General features: G+C 51.1%; 12 protein-coding genes, 1 tRNA gene and 3 rRNA genes. 12 read left to right on the top strand and 4 right to left on the bottom strand.

The features are described from left to right. Nucleotides 1-797 precede the first annotated feature (797 nt). The 9 genes from OH773_RS18535 to tauD all read left to right on the top strand — a co-directional run bounded on the left by OH773_RS18535 (nucleotide 798) and on the right by tauD (nucleotide 10,145). Nucleotides 798-2,337 (top strand): 16S ribosomal RNA (locus tag OH773_RS18535). An 86-nt stretch (nucleotides 2,338-2,423) separates the two neighbouring features. Continuing rightward, nucleotides 2,424-2,499, top strand: a tRNA-Glu gene (locus OH773_RS18530). A 218-nt stretch (nucleotides 2,500-2,717) separates the two neighbouring features. Then, a 23S ribosomal RNA gene (locus OH773_RS18525) occupies nucleotides 2,718-5,626 on the top strand. A gap of 110 nt (nucleotides 5,627-5,736) precedes the next feature. Further along, nucleotides 5,737-5,852 (top strand): 5S ribosomal RNA (rrf, locus tag OH773_RS18520). Together the 16S, 23S and 5S rRNA genes with 1 tRNA gene alongside form the textbook arrangement of a ribosomal RNA operon. 131 nt (nucleotides 5,853-5,983) lie before the next feature. Then, a complete protein-coding gene (locus OH773_RS18515) occupies nucleotides 5,984-6,457 on the top strand; it encodes a VOC family protein (protein WP_270140805.1) in 474 nt (157 codons plus the stop codon). Nucleotides 6,458-6,726: 269 nt separating this feature from the next. Continuing rightward, nucleotides 6,727-7,698 carry a taurine ABC transporter substrate-binding protein gene (tauA, locus tag OH773_RS18510; protein WP_270140803.1) on the top strand — a complete coding sequence of 324 codons (972 nt, stop codon included), beginning with the start codon at nucleotides 6,727-6,729 and terminating at the stop codon, nucleotides 7,696-7,698. A 10-nt stretch (nucleotides 7,699-7,708) separates the two neighbouring features. Beyond that, entirely contained in the window at nucleotides 7,709-8,476 is a 768-nt protein-coding gene (tauB, locus tag OH773_RS18505) for a taurine ABC transporter ATP-binding subunit (RefSeq protein ID WP_270140800.1), read from the top strand. Beyond that, nucleotides 8,473-9,300, top strand: coding sequence for a taurine ABC transporter permease TauC (tauC, locus tag OH773_RS18500; RefSeq protein WP_270140798.1), 828 nt, complete (start codon nucleotides 8,473-8,475; stop codon nucleotides 9,298-9,300). The genes tauB and tauC overlap by 4 nt, the downstream gene beginning before the upstream one ends. Continuing rightward, entirely contained in the window at nucleotides 9,297-10,145 is an 849-nt protein-coding gene (gene tauD / locus OH773_RS18495) for a taurine dioxygenase (protein WP_270140796.1), read from the top strand. The genes tauC and tauD overlap by 4 nt, the downstream gene beginning before the upstream one ends. Before the next feature lies 1 nt (nucleotide 10,146). Here the strand turns inward: tauD and nepI are convergent, their stop codons facing one another. The 4 genes from nepI to uxuA form a co-directional block, all read right to left on the bottom strand. Beyond that, nucleotides 10,147-11,331, bottom strand: a complete 1,185-nt coding sequence (gene nepI, locus OH773_RS18490; protein WP_270140794.1) for a purine ribonucleoside efflux pump NepI — start codon at nucleotides 11,329-11,331, stop codon at nucleotides 10,147-10,149. A gap of 93 nt (nucleotides 11,332-11,424) precedes the next feature. After that, nucleotides 11,425-12,147, bottom strand: a complete 723-nt coding sequence (locus OH773_RS18485; RefSeq protein ID WP_270140792.1) for a DUF2461 domain-containing protein — start codon at nucleotides 12,145-12,147, stop codon at nucleotides 11,425-11,427. A 209-nt stretch (nucleotides 12,148-12,356) separates the two neighbouring features. Next, a complete protein-coding gene (locus OH773_RS18480) occupies nucleotides 12,357-13,808 on the bottom strand; it encodes a mannitol dehydrogenase family protein (RefSeq protein ID WP_270140790.1) in 1,452 nt (483 codons plus the stop codon). Between the two features lie 105 nt (nucleotides 13,809-13,913). Further along, nucleotides 13,914-14,978 (bottom strand): mannonate dehydratase, encoded by a 1,065-nt coding sequence (uxuA, locus tag OH773_RS18475; protein WP_270140787.1) that lies wholly within the window; start codon nucleotides 14,976-14,978, stop codon nucleotides 13,914-13,916. A 320-nt stretch (nucleotides 14,979-15,298) separates the two neighbouring features. Between uxuA and uxaC the strand changes: the two genes are divergently transcribed. The 3 genes from uxaC to OH773_RS18460 all read left to right on the top strand — a co-directional run bounded on the left by uxaC (nucleotide 15,299) and on the right by OH773_RS18460 (nucleotide 19,023). Then, nucleotides 15,299-16,705, top strand: coding sequence for a glucuronate isomerase (uxaC, locus tag OH773_RS18470; protein ID WP_270140785.1), 1,407 nt, complete (start codon nucleotides 15,299-15,301; stop codon nucleotides 16,703-16,705). 72 nt (nucleotides 16,706-16,777) lie between these two features. Further along, entirely contained in the window at nucleotides 16,778-17,959 is a 1,182-nt protein-coding gene (locus OH773_RS18465) for a Gfo/Idh/MocA family protein (RefSeq protein ID WP_270140783.1), read from the top strand. Next, nucleotides 17,959-19,023, top strand: a complete 1,065-nt coding sequence (locus tag OH773_RS18460; protein WP_270140781.1) for a Gfo/Idh/MocA family protein — start codon at nucleotides 17,959-17,961, stop codon at nucleotides 19,021-19,023. Before OH773_RS18465 ends, OH773_RS18460 begins: the two co-directional genes overlap by 1 nt. Nucleotides 19,024-19,029: the final 6 nt, after the last annotated feature.

The raw sequence follows: 19,029 nt of genomic DNA, 5'->3' as shown, positions 1-19,029 counted from the left end.
TGCTGAACGTCCGAAGTGTGGTTATAAGGAAGCGATGCTTGTGGATTCCATCGTGGCTTGGTTGTAACAACATCTCACTCGCGAGAGGCCGGATACATTTCCACAAAGTGTCGTCGCCATCAAAAGTCTTGCTCTCCATGCCGTGAATCTTCTTCGCCTTCTATATATAGAAGGAATATCAGGAGATGACATTCTTCCAGTAGATCTCACGTGCAGGAACACCGATCCCTGTTTCGTGGAGGATACTGATGAGTTGGTCTTCAGAAAAATGCGTTTTCATGGGGACGTTCTCATGCTGTTGATGTAGGCATTGCTAACATCATGGTGTGTTTATCAAGGGGAGATGACCAGTTTTGTGGATAACTTTGTGCACAACTGCGTATAAGGCGGGGTTTTGCTGGGGATTGCAGCAGTCAGTAAAATTAGTGCAAATTTAGGGTTGCAGCCTCAGGATAACTCCCTATAATGCGCCTCCATCGACACGGAACATGTGAACAACATCACAGAGTAACGGCGGCGATGAGAGTCAAATATCCTGAAATTAAGGGTTGACTCTGAAAGAGGAAAGCGTAATATACGCCACCTCGAGTTAGCAAGCGAAAGCGCCTAACTCACTGCTCTTTAACAATTTATCAGACAATCTGTGTGGGCACTCGCAGGATTGATATCTCAGATACCTTCGGGTATCAAAAAAATATCAAGTCTTGAAGAGTGACCAAGCAGTAATTCATTTAGTTGAATTATTACGAAAGTTAATTTTTGAGCACCGCTTCACGAGTTGAAGCAAATCAAGCTTTTAATTGAAGAGTTTGATCATGGCTCAGATTGAACGCTGGCGGCAGGCCTAACACATGCAAGTCGAGCGGTAGCACAGGGAGCTTGCTCCTGGGTGACGAGCGGCGGACGGGTGAGTAATGTCTGGGAAACTGCCTGATGGAGGGGGATAACTACTGGAAACGGTAGCTAATACCGCATAACGTCTTCGGACCAAAGTGGGGGACCTTCGGGCCTCATGCCATCAGATGTGCCCAGATGGGATTAGCTAGTAGGTGAGGTAATGGCTCACCTAGGCGACGATCCCTAGCTGGTCTGAGAGGATGACCAGCCACACTGGAACTGAGACACGGTCCAGACTCCTACGGGAGGCAGCAGTGGGGAATATTGCACAATGGGCGCAAGCCTGATGCAGCCATGCCGCGTGTATGAAGAAGGCCTTCGGGTTGTAAAGTACTTTCAGCGAGGAGGAAGGCGTTAAGGTTAATAACCTTGGCGATTGACGTTACTCGCAGAAGAAGCACCGGCTAACTCCGTGCCAGCAGCCGCGGTAATACGGAGGGTGCAAGCGTTAATCGGAATTACTGGGCGTAAAGCGCACGCAGGCGGTTTGTCAAGTCGGATGTGAAATCCCCGGGCTCAACCTGGGAACTGCATTCGAAACTGGCAAGCTAGAGTCTTGTAGAGGGGGGTAGAATTCCAGGTGTAGCGGTGAAATGCGTAGAGATCTGGAGGAATACCGGTGGCGAAGGCGGCCCCCTGGACAAAGACTGACGCTCAGGTGCGAAAGCGTGGGGAGCAAACAGGATTAGATACCCTGGTAGTCCACGCCGTAAACGATGTCGACTTGGAGGTTGTTCCCTTGAGGAGTGGCTTCCGGAGCTAACGCGTTAAGTCGACCGCCTGGGGAGTACGGCCGCAAGGTTAAAACTCAAATGAATTGACGGGGGCCCGCACAAGCGGTGGAGCATGTGGTTTAATTCGATGCAACGCGAAGAACCTTACCTACTCTTGACATCCACGGAATTCGGCAGAGATGCCTTAGTGCCTTCGGGAACCGTGAGACAGGTGCTGCATGGCTGTCGTCAGCTCGTGTTGTGAAATGTTGGGTTAAGTCCCGCAACGAGCGCAACCCTTATCCTTTGTTGCCAGCGGTTCGGCCGGGAACTCAAAGGAGACTGCCAGTGATAAACTGGAGGAAGGTGGGGATGACGTCAAGTCATCATGGCCCTTACGAGTAGGGCTACACACGTGCTACAATGGCGCATACAAAGAGAAGCGACCTCGCGAGAGCAAGCGGACCTCATAAAGTGCGTCGTAGTCCGGATCGGAGTCTGCAACTCGACTCCGTGAAGTCGGAATCGCTAGTAATCGTAGATCAGAATGCTACGGTGAATACGTTCCCGGGCCTTGTACACACCGCCCGTCACACCATGGGAGTGGGTTGCAAAAGAAGTAGGTAGCTTAACCTTCGGGAGGGCGCTTACCACTTTGTGATTCATGACTGGGGTGAAGTCGTAACAAGGTAACCGTAGGGGAACCTGCGGTTGGATCACCTCCTTACCTAATAGATACGAACTTGCGTAGTGCTCACACAGATTGTCTGATGAAAGTAAAGAAGCAAGGCGTCTTGCGAGTGAGACTTCAGTGTCCCCTTCGTCTAGAGGCCCAGGACACCGCCCTTTCACGGCGGTAACAGGGGTTCGAATCCCCTAGGGGACGCCACTTGCTGGTTTGTGAGTGAAAGTCACCGACCTCAATATCTCAAAACTGACTTAACAGTCACGTTTGAGATATTTGCTCTTTAAAAATCTGGAACAAGCTGAAAATTGAAACGACATGTCGTCTCATTCCTCCGTAATAAGGAATGAGTTTACGATATGTTCGAGTCTCTCAAATTTTCACAACACGATTGTGTCTCACGAGACATCTTCGGGTTGTGAGGTTAAGCGACTAAGCGTACACGGTGGATGCCCTGGCAGTCAGAGGCGATGAAGGACGTGCTAATCTGCGATAAGCGTCGGTAAGGTGATATGAACCGTTATAACCGACGATTTCCGAATGGGGAAACCCAGTGTGATTCGTCACACTATCGTTAAGTGAATACATAGCTTAACGAAGCGAACCGGGGGAACTGAAACATCTAAGTACCCCGAGGAAAAGAAATCAACCGAGATTCCCCCAGTAGCGGCGAGCGAACGGGGAGCAGCCCAGAGTCTGAATCAGTTTGTGCATTAGTGGAAGCGTCTGGAAAGTCGCAGGGTACAGGGTGATACTCCCGTACACAAAAATGCACTTGCTGTGAACTCGAAGAGTAGGGCGGGACACGTGGTATCCTGTCTGAATATGGGGGGACCATCCTCCAAGGCTAAATACTCCTGACTGACCGATAGTGAACCAGTACCGTGAGGGAAAGGCGAAAAGAACCCCGGCGAGGGGAGTGAAACAGAACCTGAAACCGTGTACGTACAAGCAGTGGGAGCCTCTTTTATGGGGTGACTGCGTACCTTTTGTATAATGGGTCAGCGACTTATATTCTGTAGCAAGGTTAACCGTATAGGGGAGCCGCAGGGAAACCGAGTCTTAACTGGGCGTTAAGTTGCAGGGTATAGACCCGAAACCCGGTGATCTAGCCATGGGCAGGTTGAAGGTTGGGTAACACTAACTGGAGGACCGAACCGACTAATGTTGAAAAATTAGCGGATGACTTGTGGCTGGGGGTGAAAGGCCAATCAAACCGGGAGATAGCTGGTTCTCCCCGAAAGCTATTTAGGTAGCGCCTCGTGAACTCATCTTCGGGGGTAGAGCACTGTTTCGGCTAGGGGGCCATCCCGGCTTACCAACCCGATGCAAACTACGAATACCGAAGAATGTTATCACGGGAGACACACGGCGGGTGCTAACGTCCGTCGTGAAGAGGGAAACAACCCAGACCGCCAGCTAAGGTCCCAAAGTCATGGTTAAGTGGGAAACGATGTGGGAAGGCACAGACAGCCAGGATGTTGGCTTAGAAGCAGCCATCATTTAAAGAAAGCGTAATAGCTCACTGGTCGAGTCGGCCTGCGCGGAAGATGTAACGGGGCTAAACCATGCACCGAAGCTGCGGCAGCGACGCTTATGCGTTGTTGGGTAGGGGAGCGTTCTGTAAGCCGTTGAAGCTGGACTGTGAGGTCTGGTGGAGGTATCAGAAGTGCGAATGCTGACATAAGTAACGATAAAGCGGGTGAAAAGCCCGCTCGCCGGAAGACCAAGGGTTCCTGTCCAACGTTAATCGGGGCAGGGTGAGTCGACCCCTAAGGCGAGGCCGAAAGGCGTAGTCGATGGGAAACAGGTTAATATTCCTGTACTCGGTGTTACTGCGAAGGGGGGACGGAGAAGGCTATGTTAGCCGGGCGACGGTTGTCCCGGTTTAAGCATGTAGGCGGGAAGTTTAGGTAAATCCGGACTTCTGTTAACGCTGAGGTGTGATGACGAGGCACTACGGTGCTGAAGTAACAAATGCCCTGCTTCCAGGAAAAGCCTCTAAGCATCAGGTAACATCAAATCGTACCCCAAACCGACACAGGTGGTCAGGTAGAGAATACCAAGGCGCTTGAGAGAACTCGGGTGAAGGAAACTAGGCAAAATGGTGCCGTAACTTCGGGAGAAGGCACGCTGTCGGTAGGTGAAGTCCCTTGCGGATGGAGCTGAAGGCAGTCGAAGATACCAGCTGGCTGCAACTGTTTATTAAAAACACAGCACTGTGCAAACACGAAAGTGGACGTATACGGTGTGACGCCTGCCCGGTGCCGGAAGGTTAATTGATGGGGTTATCCGTAAGGAGAAGCTCTTGATCGAAGCCCCGGTAAACGGCGGCCGTAACTATAACGGTCCTAAGGTAGCGAAATTCCTTGTCGGGTAAGTTCCGACCTGCACGAATGGCGTAATGATGGCCAGGCTGTCTCCACCCGAGACTCAGTGAAATTGAAATCGCTGTGAAGATGCAGTGTACCCGCGGCAAGACGGAAAGACCCCGTGAACCTTTACTATAGCTTGACACTGAACATTGAGCCTTGATGTGTAGGATAGGTGGGAGGCTTTGAAGCGTGGACGCCAGTCTGCGTGGAGCCAACCTTGAAATACCACCCTTTAATGTTTGATGTTCTAACGTAGACCCGTGATCCGGGTTGCGGACAGTGTCTGGTGGGTAGTTTGACTGGGGCGGTCTCCTCCTAAAGCGTAACGGAGGAGCACGAAGGTTAGCTAATCACGGTCGGACATCGTGAGGTTAGTGCAAAGGCATAAGCTAGCTTGACTGCGAGAGTGACGGCTCGAGCAGGTGCGAAAGCAGGTCTTAGTGATCCGGTGGTTCTGAATGGAAGGGCCATCGCTCAACGGATAAAAGGTACTCCGGGGATAACAGGCTGATACCGCCCAAGAGTTCATATCGACGGCGGTGTTTGGCACCTCGATGTCGGCTCATCACATCCTGGGGCTGAAGTAGGTCCCAAGGGTATGGCTGTTCGCCATTTAAAGTGGTACGCGAGCTGGGTTTAGAACGTCGTGAGACAGTTCGGTCCCTATCTGCCGTGGGCGCTGGAGAATTGAGGGGGGCTGCTCCTAGTACGAGAGGACCGGAGTGGACGCATCACTGGTGTTCGGGTTGTCATGCCAATGGCATTGCCCGGTAGCTAAATGCGGAAAAGATAAGCGCTGAAAGCATCTAAGCGCGAAACTTGCCCCGAGATGAATTCTCCCTGAGACCCTGAGTCTCCTGAAGGAACGTTGAAGACTACGACGTTGATAGGCTGGGTGTGTAAGCGTAGCGATACGTTGAGCTAACCAGTACTAATGATCCGTGAGGCTTAACCTTACAACACCGAAGGTGTTTTGGTTGAGAGACAGACAATTTTCAGCTTAATTCCAAGATTTTAAGTCGATGGTTACAGGTAACACTGTGACGGTTGATGAAAACAGAATATGCCTGGCGGCAGTAGCGCGGTGGTCCCACCTGACCCCATGCCGAACTCAGAAGTGAAACGCCGTAGCGCCGATGGTAGTGTGGGGTCTCCCCATGCGAGAGTAGGGAACTGCCAGGCTCCAAATAAGTGGAAAGCCCTGTACTGACGTACAGGGCTTTTTACTGTCTGCGATTTACACGAACCCGTCTGCATCAACCATACTTATGGTCGGTAAAATACAAAAGGCGTAATGCCGAGCAGGCTAACTTATGGCTAAGAATACTATCTGTATTTGGTACGATCATGATGCGGAAGCCGCAGCTCGTTTCTATGCTGCGACTTTTCCTGACAGCAGTGTTGGAGCCGTCATTCCTGCCCCTGGCGACTATCCGGATGGCAAGGCTGGCGACACAATAGTTGTCGAATTTGTCGTCGCGGGTGTGTCGTGCATCGGTCTCAACGGCGGGCCACATTTCAAACATAATGAAGCTTTTTCCTTTCAGATATCCACCGACGATCAGGCGGAAACAGACCGCTACTGGAACGCTATTGTCGGTAACGGCGGCCAGGAAAGTGAGTGCGGCTGGTGCAAGGATAAATGGGGAGTTAGCTGGCAAATTACTCCACGTGTACTGACCGATGCTTTGGCCACGGGAGGTGACACCGCCAGGCGTGCATTTGGCGCGATGATGTCGATGAAGAAAATAGACGTTGCTGCTATCGAAGCCGCGATACGAGGCTGACGAGTACTTGGAGCCAGTGTTTGCCGCAAAGGAAAGAATGTGACTGGACGTGAGGATCCTCGCCGATCACGCAAGGTCTTTGGATCTCCAAAGACCTACAGGCCGCTAAAAGTTTCGATTTTCTGATCATTATCCATATCCCATTCCCCAGCTATCCTTCCCCAAAATTCATCTAAAAACATAAAAGCATTAGCGATAATTTTTAATTCTTTTATGTAATCGTCGCCGTTAGAAATACTGCTCCCATCATCAATACAGGAGCACTCATCATGGCAAAACGACATTCTCTCTGGCTGGCCGCTCTGGCTCTTATTGCAATGCCGGTCTTCGCGGTGGATGTGACCGTCGCGTACCAAACTTCTGCTGAACCGGCCAAAGTGGCTCAGGCCGATAATGCTTTTGCCAAAGAGAGCGGCGCAAAAGTTGAATGGCGCAAGTTCGACAGCGGCGCGAGTGTGGTGCGTGCGTTGGCATCGGGCGATGTGCAGATTGGCAATATTGGCTCCAGCCCGCTGGCAGTGGCTGCAAGCCAGAATGTACCTATCGAAGTATTCCTTCTTGCTTCGCAATTGGGTAACTCCGAAGCGCTGGTTGTGAAGAAAGGTATCACCAGTCCGAAGGATCTTATCGGCAAGCGTATTGCGGTTCCGTTTATTTCGACCACGCATTACAGCCTGTTGGCGGCTCTGAAACACTGGGGCATTAAGCCCGGCCAGGTGGAAATTCTTAACCTTCAGCCTCCAGCAATTATCGCGGCCTGGCAGCGTGGCGATATTGATGGTGCTTATGTCTGGGCGCCAGCGGTGAATGAGCTGGAGAAAGAAGGCACTGTGCTGACAGATTCTGCACAAGTGGGCAAGTGGGGCGCTCCGACGCTGGATGTCTGGGTCGTGCGTAAAGACTTCGCTCAGGCGCATCCGGAAGTGGTTGAAGCCTTCGCCAAAAGTGCCCTGGCGGCACAGAAAAGTTATATCGATAACCCCGATGTTTGGCTTAAACAACCGGACAACCTCAGCAAGCTCTCCCGTTTGAGCGGCGTGCCTGAAAGCGACGTTCCGGTGCTGGTGAAGGGCAATACCTATCTCACCGCGAGCCAGCAATCAGAGCAGCTCAGCGGCCCGGTGAACAAAGCGATTGTTGATACTGCACAGTTCCTCAAAGCGCAGGGAAAAGTCCCGGCCGTTGCGACGGATTACAGCCAGTTCGTCACCGATCGCTTCGTGAAAACGCTGGCGCAATAAGGGGTTAGCCATGTTACAGGTTTCGAATTTAAGCGTGGATTATGACGGTAAAACGGTTCTCAACGATATCAATCTGACCGTGGATGAGGGCGAGTTGCTGGTCGTTCTCGGCCCATCCGGCTGCGGGAAAACCACGCTGTTGAACCTGATTGCAGGCTTTGTTCCTTATCACACCGGCAGCATCACGCTTGCGGGCAAACCGGTGACGGGACCGGGCGCTGAGCGCGGCGTGGTCTTTCAACATGAAGGGCTGCTGCCGTGGCGTACGGTGCTGGATAATGTCGCGTTTGGCCTGCAGCTTGCGGGTGAGCCAAAGCCAGCGCGTGAGGAAATCGCGTTCGATATGCTGCGCAAAGTGGGTCTGGAAGATAAAGCGAAACGTGCCATCTGGCAGCTTTCCGGTGGGCAGCGTCAGCGAGTCGGAATTGCCCGCGCACTGGCGACTCGGCCACAACTTTTGTTGCTCGACGAGCCCTTTGGCGCACTGGACGCCTTCACTCGTGAACAAATGCAGGCACTGTTATTAAAGTTGTGGCACGAAAGCCGCCGCCAGGTGCTGTTGATTACGCATGACATTGAAGAAGCGGTTTTTCTGGCGACAGAATTGGTGTTGTTGTCACCGGGGCCGGGGCGTGTACTGGAGCGATTACCGCTCGATTTTGGCCGCCGTTTTACCGAAGGTGAGCCATGCCGCAGCATCAAATCTGACCCTGAGTTTATTGCTAAACGCGAGTACGTGTTGAGCCGGGTGTTTGAACAACGCGAGGGCTTCCTGTGAGCATCGTTATTCAGGATAAAGCCCGCCGCAAGCGGCTGGCACTTCACTGGCCATTCTCACGTCAGCTCACGCTGAGCATCGCAACGGTCACGGCAATCGTATTGCTGTGGTGGTGGGTGGCAGCGCAGCAGTGGGTCAGTCCACTGTTTTTGCCTCCTCCAGGCCAGGTATTGGTAAAGCTGATTAGCATTGCCGGGCCGCAGGGGTTTATGGATGCAACACTTTGGCAGCATCTAGCCGCCAGCCTGCTACGTATTCTCACAGCACTGTTAGCCGCAGTATTGATTGGCATTCCGGTAGGTATCGCCATGGGGCTTAGCCCAACGGTTCGAGGCATTCTCGATCCGCTGATTGAGCTTTATCGCCCGGTACCGCCGCTGGCTTATCTACCGCTGATGGTGATTTGGTTCGGTATTGGTGAAACCTCGAAAATCTTGCTGATTTACCTGGCGATTTTCGCCCCTGTCGCAATGTCGACCATGGCTGGGGTTCGCAGTGCAAAACAGGTTCGCATTCGCGCCGCCCAAGCTCTTGGGGCATCACGCCTCCAGGTTGTGTGGCATGTGATTTTGCCAGGTGCGCTGCCGGAAATCTTGACTGGATTTCGCATTGGGCTTGGTGTGGGTTGGTCAACGCTGGTTGCCGCTGAGCTTATCGCCGCCACGCGTGGGCTGGGTTTCATGGTGCAATCTGCAGGTGAGTTTTTGGCAACTGACGTGGTGCTTGCAGGCATCGGCGTGATTGCCGTAATCGCATTTTGTTTAGAGCTGGGTTTGCGTGCTTTGCAGCGTCGTTTAACCCCATGGCATGGAGAAGGGCAATGAGTGAAAAAGTGAATATTACGCCTCTGGGGCCTTACATTGGTGCGCAGGTCAGCGGCGTGACGCTGAGCCGAGGATTGACCGATAACCAGTTTGAGCAGATTTATCATGCGCTGATCCGCCATCAGGTGCTCTTCTTGCGTGACCAGCCTATTACACCTGCACAGCAACGTGCACTGGCGCAGCGCTTTGGCGATCTGCACATTCACCCGGTTTATCCACACGCGGAAGGGGTGGAAGAGATAATCGTTCTGGATACGCACAACGATAATCCGCCGGATAACGATAACTGGCATACCGATGTTACGTTTATTGAAACGCCGCCCGCTGGGGCAATACTGGCGGCGAAGCTGATTCCTGAAACGGGTGGCGATACGTTGTGGACCAGCGGTATTGCGGCCTTGGAAGCGCTTTCGGAACCGTTCAGGCGTTTGCTGTCTGGTCTTCATGCGGAGCATGATTTTAAGAAGTCATTCCCGGAGTATAAGCATCTGCGAAGTGAGGAAGAACATCAGCGCTGGCGCGAGGCCGTTGTTAAAAATCCCCCACTGCTTCATCCGGTTATCCGCACTCATCCGGTGAGCGGCAAACAGGCGCTGTTTGTTAATGAAGGATTCACCACGCGGATTGTCGATATCTCACAAAAAGAGAGTGATGCGCTGCTCTCCTTCTTGTTCGCGCACGTGACAAAACCGGAGTTTCAGGTGCGCTGGCGCTGGCAGGAAAACGATATTGCCATCTGGGATAACCGCGTGACACAGCATTATGCGAATGCCGATTACCTGCCGGCTCGCCGCATCATGCACCGCGCGACGATCCTTGGGGATAAACCTTTCTGGCGTGGGTGAGTCACTTCACTCGTACTTTCGTCGCCACCATTAATGCGGTCAGCAACATCAGGCAACCAGACAACACCAGTGGTGAAAGCAAGCCGAGATTATCAAGCGCGAACCCGCCAATGGCGGCGCCGCAGGTGTTTGCTAACTGGATCACCGCAACCTGAATTGATCCCGCTTTTTCAGCTTGATCCGCTAGTGAGCGGGTTATCCATGTCGACCAACCGACCGGGATTAGCGCGAACGAGAAGCCCCAGATAATGGCAATGGCTGAGGCGACAATTTTGTCCGAACCCCACAACACCAGTATTAATGCGCTAAGCGCCAATATGAGCGGGGCGCAGGTGAGCGCCAGTTTCAGCGAACGCTTGAGGAATACAGCAGAAAGCGATGTCCCGACAAAACTGGCGATACCAAAGCTCAACAGCACCAGCGTCAGGCCATCAACGTCGAATCCGGCGAGCGTCATGTACACTGGGCGGATGTAAGTAAAGAAGGCGAACTGCCCGGCAAATGTCATAAAGATCGCCGTCATACCTGCCAGCACACCGGGACGTTTAAGCAGGCCGAACATGTTTTGCTTATGTTGGGTCGATTCGCCAGGAAGCGAGGGTAGCGCTTTCCACACCCAAATTATGCAGGCAACACCCATCAGTGCCGCGCCGTTAAACACGTTGCGCCAGCCAATAATACCGCCTAAAAAACTGCCGAGCGGGGCAGCAATCACCAGTGCGATTGAGACTGCGCCAAAGATCACCGAGAGTGCTTTTGGCACCTTGCTCGTCGGAACCAGTCGCATGGTCAGGGATGCTGACATCGCCCAGAATCCGCCCAGCGCGATACCCAGACACGCGCGGCCAATCAACAACATGGTGAAGCTATTCGCAAAGGAAACCAGCAGGCAGGAGAGGGTGAGAAGCACAGAAAACAGGATTACCACATAGCGCCTGTCGGTTGCGCGAATAATACTGGTCACAAACAGGCTCGCGAACATGGCGACAAAAGCGGTGATGGTTACGGACTGTCCAGCAAGCCCTTCAGAAATTCCCAGCTCTTGTGCCAGTGGTGTCAGCAAACTTACCGGTAAAAACTCCACGGTAATCAGACAGGCTACGCAAAACGCTACGGCAAATACCGCTGACCAGTTAGGCCGCGTTCTGGCCCTTGCTTCGATTGTCCCTTCAATATGCTCACTCATTTCGTCACCTGGCGTCGATTCTGCGATAAAGCCGCGTAGTGTAGCACCATATTTGTGACGTAATTAACATTTTGGCAACTGTTCCGGCGAGTTCTAGAAATCCAGTTCCAGAGCAAAGCACAGGTAGGCCATTAGTTGGCTGCAATGTTGAAACTGTTCGGCACAGAAATTGACGGAGCCAGGTTTGCACAGCTCTTCAAAGTCGATATTTTTCACCGCGATAAAGTCTTTGCGTTTTAACTCCTGTAGCAAAGGATGAGTCTTGTCGTAGCCTTTTGGTGGGCGACTTAAGCTATCGCCATCCATGATAAATCCCTGACTTTGCAATGCTTGCAATGCCTTTTGATAAGCGTTTGGGTTTTCGTCAATACACCTGCGAATAGCATTTAAGGCTTTAGATTCAGGGTGCCAGATCCCCGCAGCAATAAAACAACCCTCCTCGGCAATATGCAGATATAACCCCGGTGCGTGGACATCTTTGCCCTGAAAATGGCGAAATTGAATGCCGACATTGGTTTTGTAAGGTGTTTTATCTTTGCTGAAACGACTATCCCGCTGCGGGCGCATAAGGCTGCCACCGACTTTTTTCGGCACGGCGGTGAGCTTAGGTGAAAGAGCAAGAATACTGGGTTGCATCTGCTCAATAAACCGTAGAGCTGGCGTTCTCACACTATTTTCGTATTCATCCTGATGGGCTTTGAACCACTCGCGGGAGTTGTTTTGCGCAAGTTGTTTTAGAAATTGCAGGCTAGCCGCGCTAAATATCCCACCTGTTGATACAGGAGTCGTTGGGGTTTTCGGTGTTTGAGCATTCATTATTGATTGACCCTTATGAGTACCAATTAAGCGGGTGCCAGCAGCATTAATCTTTAATAAATCAGTGCTAGCTCACCCACACCTGCTTTGAGAGGGTATCAATTCTGTTTACTTACGGCGAGGGCTTCTGCCCTGCGGGAATATTATGCAAATAAATCAGGGTGAATACCCGTCAATATATTGGCATGCCGCAGGTCAGATAATAAAACTCAGTATTTTGCTACCGTCGCTTTTGCACCCTCTTTGCAGAGTGCAAGATAGGTTTGCGTTATTTGCTCAACAAAACGTTGGTTTGCTGCCAGATCCTCACCGAAGATGGCCGTCAGACCAAGCAATGCCTTAACGCGTGATTCACCTTGCTGGCTCGTCTCAACGGCTTGTTGGATGGCGGGCAGTAACGGATCACTGACGTCGATGTTTTGTCCACTCTCATCAATACCGCCGACGTAACGCATCCAGCCGCTGATCCCTAACGCCAGCAAATCGAAACTGCCGCCTTTCGCCAGGTGCCAGCGCACAGAGTCCAGCCAACGCTGTGGCAATTTTTGGCTACCATCCATGGCTATCTGCCAGGTACGGTGGCGCAACGCGGGGTTGGTATATCGTTCAATTAACGACTCTGCATAGGCGGCCAGGTCAACGTCTTCCACATTCAGCGTCGGTGCCTGTTCATCCAGCATCAGCGCCAGAGCGGTAAGACGGTAGTTTTCATCCATCATGCAGTCGGAAATATGCGCGTAGCCCGCCAGATAGCCGAGATAAGCGAGGAAGGAGTGGCTGCCGTTAAGCATGCGCAACTTCATTTCTTCGTAGGGGAGCACGTCCTTAACCAGTTCAGCGCCTGCTTTTTCCCATTCCGGGCGGCCAGCGACAAAGTTGTCTTCAATCACCCACTGGCGGAACGGTTCGCAGGCCACCGCTGCCGGATCATCAATCCCCGTGTGTTGTGCCACCAGGGCTAACGTTTCTGGTGTTACAGCAGGCACAATGCGATCCACCATGGTGGAAGGGAATGTGACGTGGGATTGGATCCATTCGCCCAGCGTTGGATCAACTGCATTGGCCAGGGTAATCACTACATTACGGGTCACATGACCATTTTCCGGCATATTGTCGCAGGACATTACGCTAAAGGCAGGCAGACCGAGGGATTTGCGACGAGCAAGGGCTTCAACAATGACCCCAGGCGCAGACTGCGGCTGGTGGGGGTGAGCCAGATCGTGAGCAATTAACGGGTGATCCAGCATCAGGGTGCCCGTTGCCGGCGAATGGCAGTACCCTTTCTCCGTGACGGTGAGCGACACAATGGCAACTTCAGGTTGCGTCATAGCGGTGAGTACCGCTTCCAGTCCGTCCACTTGCGCCTGCAGAGCCTGCTTTACAACACCGACCACGCGACATTGCCATCCATCGGCAGACATTTCCGCCACGCTGTAGAGATGGTCCTGGTTTTTCAGGTCGGCAATTTGTTTTTCACCCCCAACCAGGTTTACCTCGCAGTATCCCCAGTCACTGCCATGTTCCTGGGCCAGAATATCCGCATAGACAGCCTGGTGCGCCCGATGAAACGCGCCGAATCCGAGATGAACAATACGCGGAACAAGCCGTTGGCGATCGTAATTGGGGATAATCGCCTGGGAATTCATTAAATCGTTATTCATAATCCCTTCTTGGGTTAACTTTCACATGCGGAATACCGCCGTCCAGGTCAGATATCTCCCAGGCGGGGTACATTTCGTTGCGAATGGTTTTAATGGCGTGACGGGTTATTTCTTTTGCAACGCTTCCCACAATCCCATCAGATAGGTGGCACCAAGCGCGCGGTCATAAAGGCCGTATCCCGGACGCCCCGTTTCTCCCCAGATGAAGCGACCATGATCCGGGCGAATATAGCCATCAAAGCCATTATCATGCAGGGCTTTCATCACCTCATACATGTCCAGAGAACCGTATTGCGAAGGATGGGCAGACTCATAAAAATCTTTGTCATGAATCAGTTTGATATTGCGCACGTGCGCGAAATGAATGCGCTTGCGACGCGTGAATTCGCTGAGAATTTCGTAAACATTATTCTCGGGATCTTCTGCGATAGAACCGGTGCACAGCGTAATGCCGTTTGCTTCTGAATCAACGGCGTTACACAGCCAATCCAGGTCAGCATAATTTTTAATAATGCGTGGCAGGCCGAAGATTGAATACGGTGGATCATCAGGGTGGATCGCCATTTTCACCCCAACTTCTACACATACAGGGATCACTTCACGCAGAAAATACACCAGGTTATCCCGTAATTTCTGCTCGTCGACGTCATGATAGAGAGCAAACAGTTCCTGCACTTTCGCCAGCCGCTCGGGCTCCCAGCCAGGCAGGGTAAAGCCATTGGCGTTATCAAGGACCTCCTTGACCACCTCTTCCAGACTTTTATCGATATCTTTTTTTTCAAACGCCATCGTCAGCGATCCATCCGGCAGAACGTAATTCATGTCGGTTTTCATCCAGTCAAAGACTGGCATGAAGTTGTAACAGATCACTTTCACTCCGAACCTGGCAAGGTTACGGATCGTTTGTTTATAGTTGGCGATATACTGATCACGACTCGGTAAACCAATCTTGATGTCATCATGAATGTTCACACTTTCAATGACTTCAAGAGTTAAACCCGTGCGTTGTACCTGGTCTGCGAGAGCCTTAATTTTTTCTTCCGGCCAAACGTCACCTACCGACACATCGTAAAGCGCGCCCACAACGCCTTCAACGCCGGGTACCTGGCGTATATTTTCAAGCGAAACCTTATCTTCTTCTGGTCCAAACCAGCGCATCGTCATTTGCATTTTATTTTCTACCTCTTATCAATCTATTCACAAAATATAACTATTATATTTACCATACTAGTATTTAGTGATGCATCCTAATGTGAAATATTCACTTGAGCAAGCGGGGTTGCAGAGAAAAACGAACAGTTAACTGATCATGTAAGAGGTATGTTTGGGGATCTTGAGATAAGTCACAATTATATACTTCACTGCTTGTATGGTAGTATAGCTCGATGATACAAAAGACGTATGAATAACGGACTAATAGCGCTCTGTCTGATACGTTCTTTTTCAGTCGGTGCATTCTTGGAATTGGACTTTCTTACCTGGAGTGACAAATGTCACTGATTAATGATTGTTTCATGATTAATAACAGGCCCGGTCAGTGGTTATATAAAGAGATAGCCAAAACGCAGCCTATCATTGATTTTCATTGTCACCTTGAAGCCAAAGATATCTTTGAAAACAAAGCGTTCGAGAATATTACTCAGTTGTGGCTGGAAGGGGATCACTATAAATGGCGGGCCATGCGTGCCAATGGAATTAGTGAAGATAAAATAACGGGTAATGCATGCGCCGAAGAAAAGTTCCATGCCTGGGCATTAACTGTCGCCGCTAGTTTTGGTAACCCTTTATATCACTGGACACATTTAGAATTAGCTCACTATTTTGATATTCACGTTCCACTCAATGCCAATAACTGGCATGAGATAATGCTTCAATGTAATGAAAAATTAAAAAGTAACAATTTTTTACCTCGTGCATTAATTTCCCGTTCCAATGTTGAAATTATCTGTACCACGGATAATCCATTGGATGACTTACGCTATCATCAGTTATTACAGCAGGACCCCGAATTTTCGGTTCGCGTGCTGCCGACATTCCGCCCCGACGACATTTTCGAGACTGACGCTCTACGGTTCAGTCAGTTTATCGAGCGTCTGGCGGAAGCTTCGGGCAAAAATATCGCCACGCTGAGCGATTTCTTCGCCGCCCTGGAGCAGCGTGTTGACCATTTCCATCAGGTAGGTTGTCGCATTTCAGACCATGGACCTCTGGAAGTGCATTACCTGGAAATCAGCGACGAGCAAAAAGAGCAACTCTTCTCCCGTCGTCTGGCTGGAAACGGATTGTCTGAAGAAGACAGACTGGCCTGGGACAGCATGGTATTTATCGCGTTATCAGGCATGTATAAACAACGTGACTGGGCAATGCAAATTCATTTCGGCGCGATTCGTAATAATAATAAAAAAATGTTTAACCGCGTCGGTATTAATAGCGGTTTTGATTCTATTCATGATCAAACTCATTTGGCATCAGGTCTTAATGCTTTACTGAATGCCATGAATGAAAAGAATAATCTGCCTAAAACGATTATTTATAATCTGAATGCTATCTACAACGATATTGTTGCCTCGGCGATTGCTAATTTCCAGAGCGGTGATGAAGGCATTAAATCTCCTCTGCAATTTGGATCGGGATGGTGGTTTAACGATACCCGTCGAGGCATGGTTAACCAGCTTAATACTCTTGCCGATCAAGGCCTGTTATCTAATTTTATCGGCATGCTTACGGATTCCCGCAGCTTTGTTTCCTACACCAGACATGATTATTTCAGACGAATTCTTTGCGATTTGATCGGTAGCTGGGTTGAGAACGGAGAAGTCCCGGAAGACCGGGAAATATTAACCCAGATGATTCGCGGTATTTGTGCTGATAACGCACGACGTTATTTCGGTTTCTAAGTTTTGAGTAAAGAGAAGGTGAATTCCGAATTCAGAATTACCCTTCTCGATTTTATCGTTTAAGGAGAAAACATGTTACGTATTGCTATCGTGGGAACGGGGAATATCTCCCACAACCATATTCAGGGATATTTGTCGTTTGGTCAGCGCTGTCAGATTGTTGCTCTGGTCGATATTTATCCGGAGAAAGCACAAGAGAAAAAAGAGCGCTATGGACTGAACGAAGCCCGCGTCTACAGCTGCCACCAGCAGATGCTGGAAAACGAGCCTGATGTGGATATCGTTGATGTCTGCACGCCGCCCTATGTCCATGCTGAAATCAGTATCAATGCGTTGCACGCTGGCAAGCATGTGTTATGTGAAAAACCGATGGCTGCCTCGTTAGAAGAATGCGATGCGATGATCGCCGCCCAGCAGGCCAGCGGTAAAATGCTGTCTATCATTGCGCAGAACCGTTTTACCGATGCCTTCTGGCGACTAAAAGCGGCAGTGGATTCAGGTCTTGCCGGGAAAGTTTGCCATGCTCAGGTCGATTCATTCTGGTGGCGTGGCCACAGTTATTATGACTTGTGGTGGCGCGGCACCTGGGAAAAAGAGGGGGGCGGTTGCACGTTGAATCACGCGGTGCATCATATCGATGCCATCCAGTGGATGCTTGGTTTCCCGAGTGAAGTCGTTTCGATGATGACCAACATTGCTCACGATAACGCTGAAGTCGAAGATCTCAGCGCCACCATCTTTAAATACCCTACAGGCGCGCTGACGCAACTGACGGCCTCGGTAGTCCACCACGGTGAAGATCAGAAGATTGTGATTCAGGGTGAGAAGGCGCGGATCTCTGCTCCATGGGAAGTGTTTGCCAGCGAGTCTGCGGATAACGGCTTCCCGAAGGAAACCCGCAACACCGACTGCGAATCCCACCTCGAAACGCTGATTCGTAGTACACCGAAACTGGAATGGACGCTGCACACAGGCCAGATTGATAACGTCTTAAGCGCCATTGAACAACAAACCCCTCCGCTGGTGGATGGCCTACAGGGCAAGCGTTCACTGGAGCTCATTACTGCAATTTATAAGTCAGCCATCACCCGCTCGGTGGTGTCTTTGCCAATTGAAAGCACCGACGAGTTTTACCGCACAGGCGGTCTGATGGCCCGTGCCCCGCACTTTTACGAAAAATCCGCTTCCGTTGAGAATTTCAGTGAAGTGGGTGCGATCCCGTTGGGTAAAAACCTGGAAACAGAGACTGAATAATGAACAGAAACGATGGTATGAATTACGCGCCGACAGGCAAACCTCAGCCGGTTGTTGAACCGGGAGAATTTGTTTTTGCCGCCGCCGCTCTCGACCACGGACATATCTATGGTATGTGCAATGGATTGATTGAAGCTGGCGCTACGCTGAAATGGGTGTGGGATAAGGACCCGGCGAAGGTAGAGAAATTCGTACAGCAGTATCCTCAGGTTCAGGTGGCGGAGTCTCTGGAAACCTTGCTCAACGATCCACAAGTGATCCTGATTGCCGGAGCGGGCATCCCTTCCGAGCGCTGCCAGTTGGGGCTAAAGGTGATGGAAGCGGGCAAGGATTATTTTACGGATAAAGCCCCTCTCACCACTCTTGAGCAACTGGACGATGCGAAAGCGATGGTGGCGAAAACCGGGCGTAAATTCGCAGTTTATTACAGTGAACGTCTGCATGTTGAGAGTGCGGTATTTGCCGGGCAACTGGTCGAGCAGGGGGCCATTGGCAAAGTTATCCAGACGCTGGGCACCGGGCCGCACCGTGAAGGAACAGGCCGACCGGACTGGTTCTATCAGCGACGCTATTTTGGCGGCATTCTTTGCGATATCGGCAGCCATCAGATTGAACAGTTCCTGTTCTATACCGGCAACAAAGATGCACGTATTGTCGCAAGCCTGGCCCGCAACGTGAATCACCCGCAGCATCCAGAGTTTGAAGATTTCGGCGAGGCTATGTTGGTTGGGGAAAATGGCGCGACGGGGTATTTCCGCTGCGACTGGTTCACCCCTGATGGCCTGCCAACCTGGGGTGATGGGCGTCTGACGCTACTGGGCACTGAAGGGTATATCGAAATTCGTAAATACATCGATTTAACCCGTGGCGAACAGGACGTGGTTTATCTGGTGAATAAAGACGGGGAGCATCGTTACCCAGTGGCCGGTCAAGTTGGATTCCCTTACTTCGGGGAGCTGATTAAAGACTGCTTAAATCGCACCGAGAACGCCATGAGTCAGGAGATGGCCTTCAAAGCTGCTGAATTGTGCATTAAGGCGCAAATGATGGCGAACGCCAGCTGATCCGGA

The sequence above is a fragment of the Buttiauxella sp. WJP83 genome (assembly GCF_027594725.1).
In the GTDB taxonomy this organism is placed as follows: Bacteria; Pseudomonadota; Gammaproteobacteria; order Enterobacterales; family Enterobacteriaceae; genus Buttiauxella; species Buttiauxella selenatireducens.
This window is presented reverse-complemented; position numbering and strand designations above follow the sequence as displayed.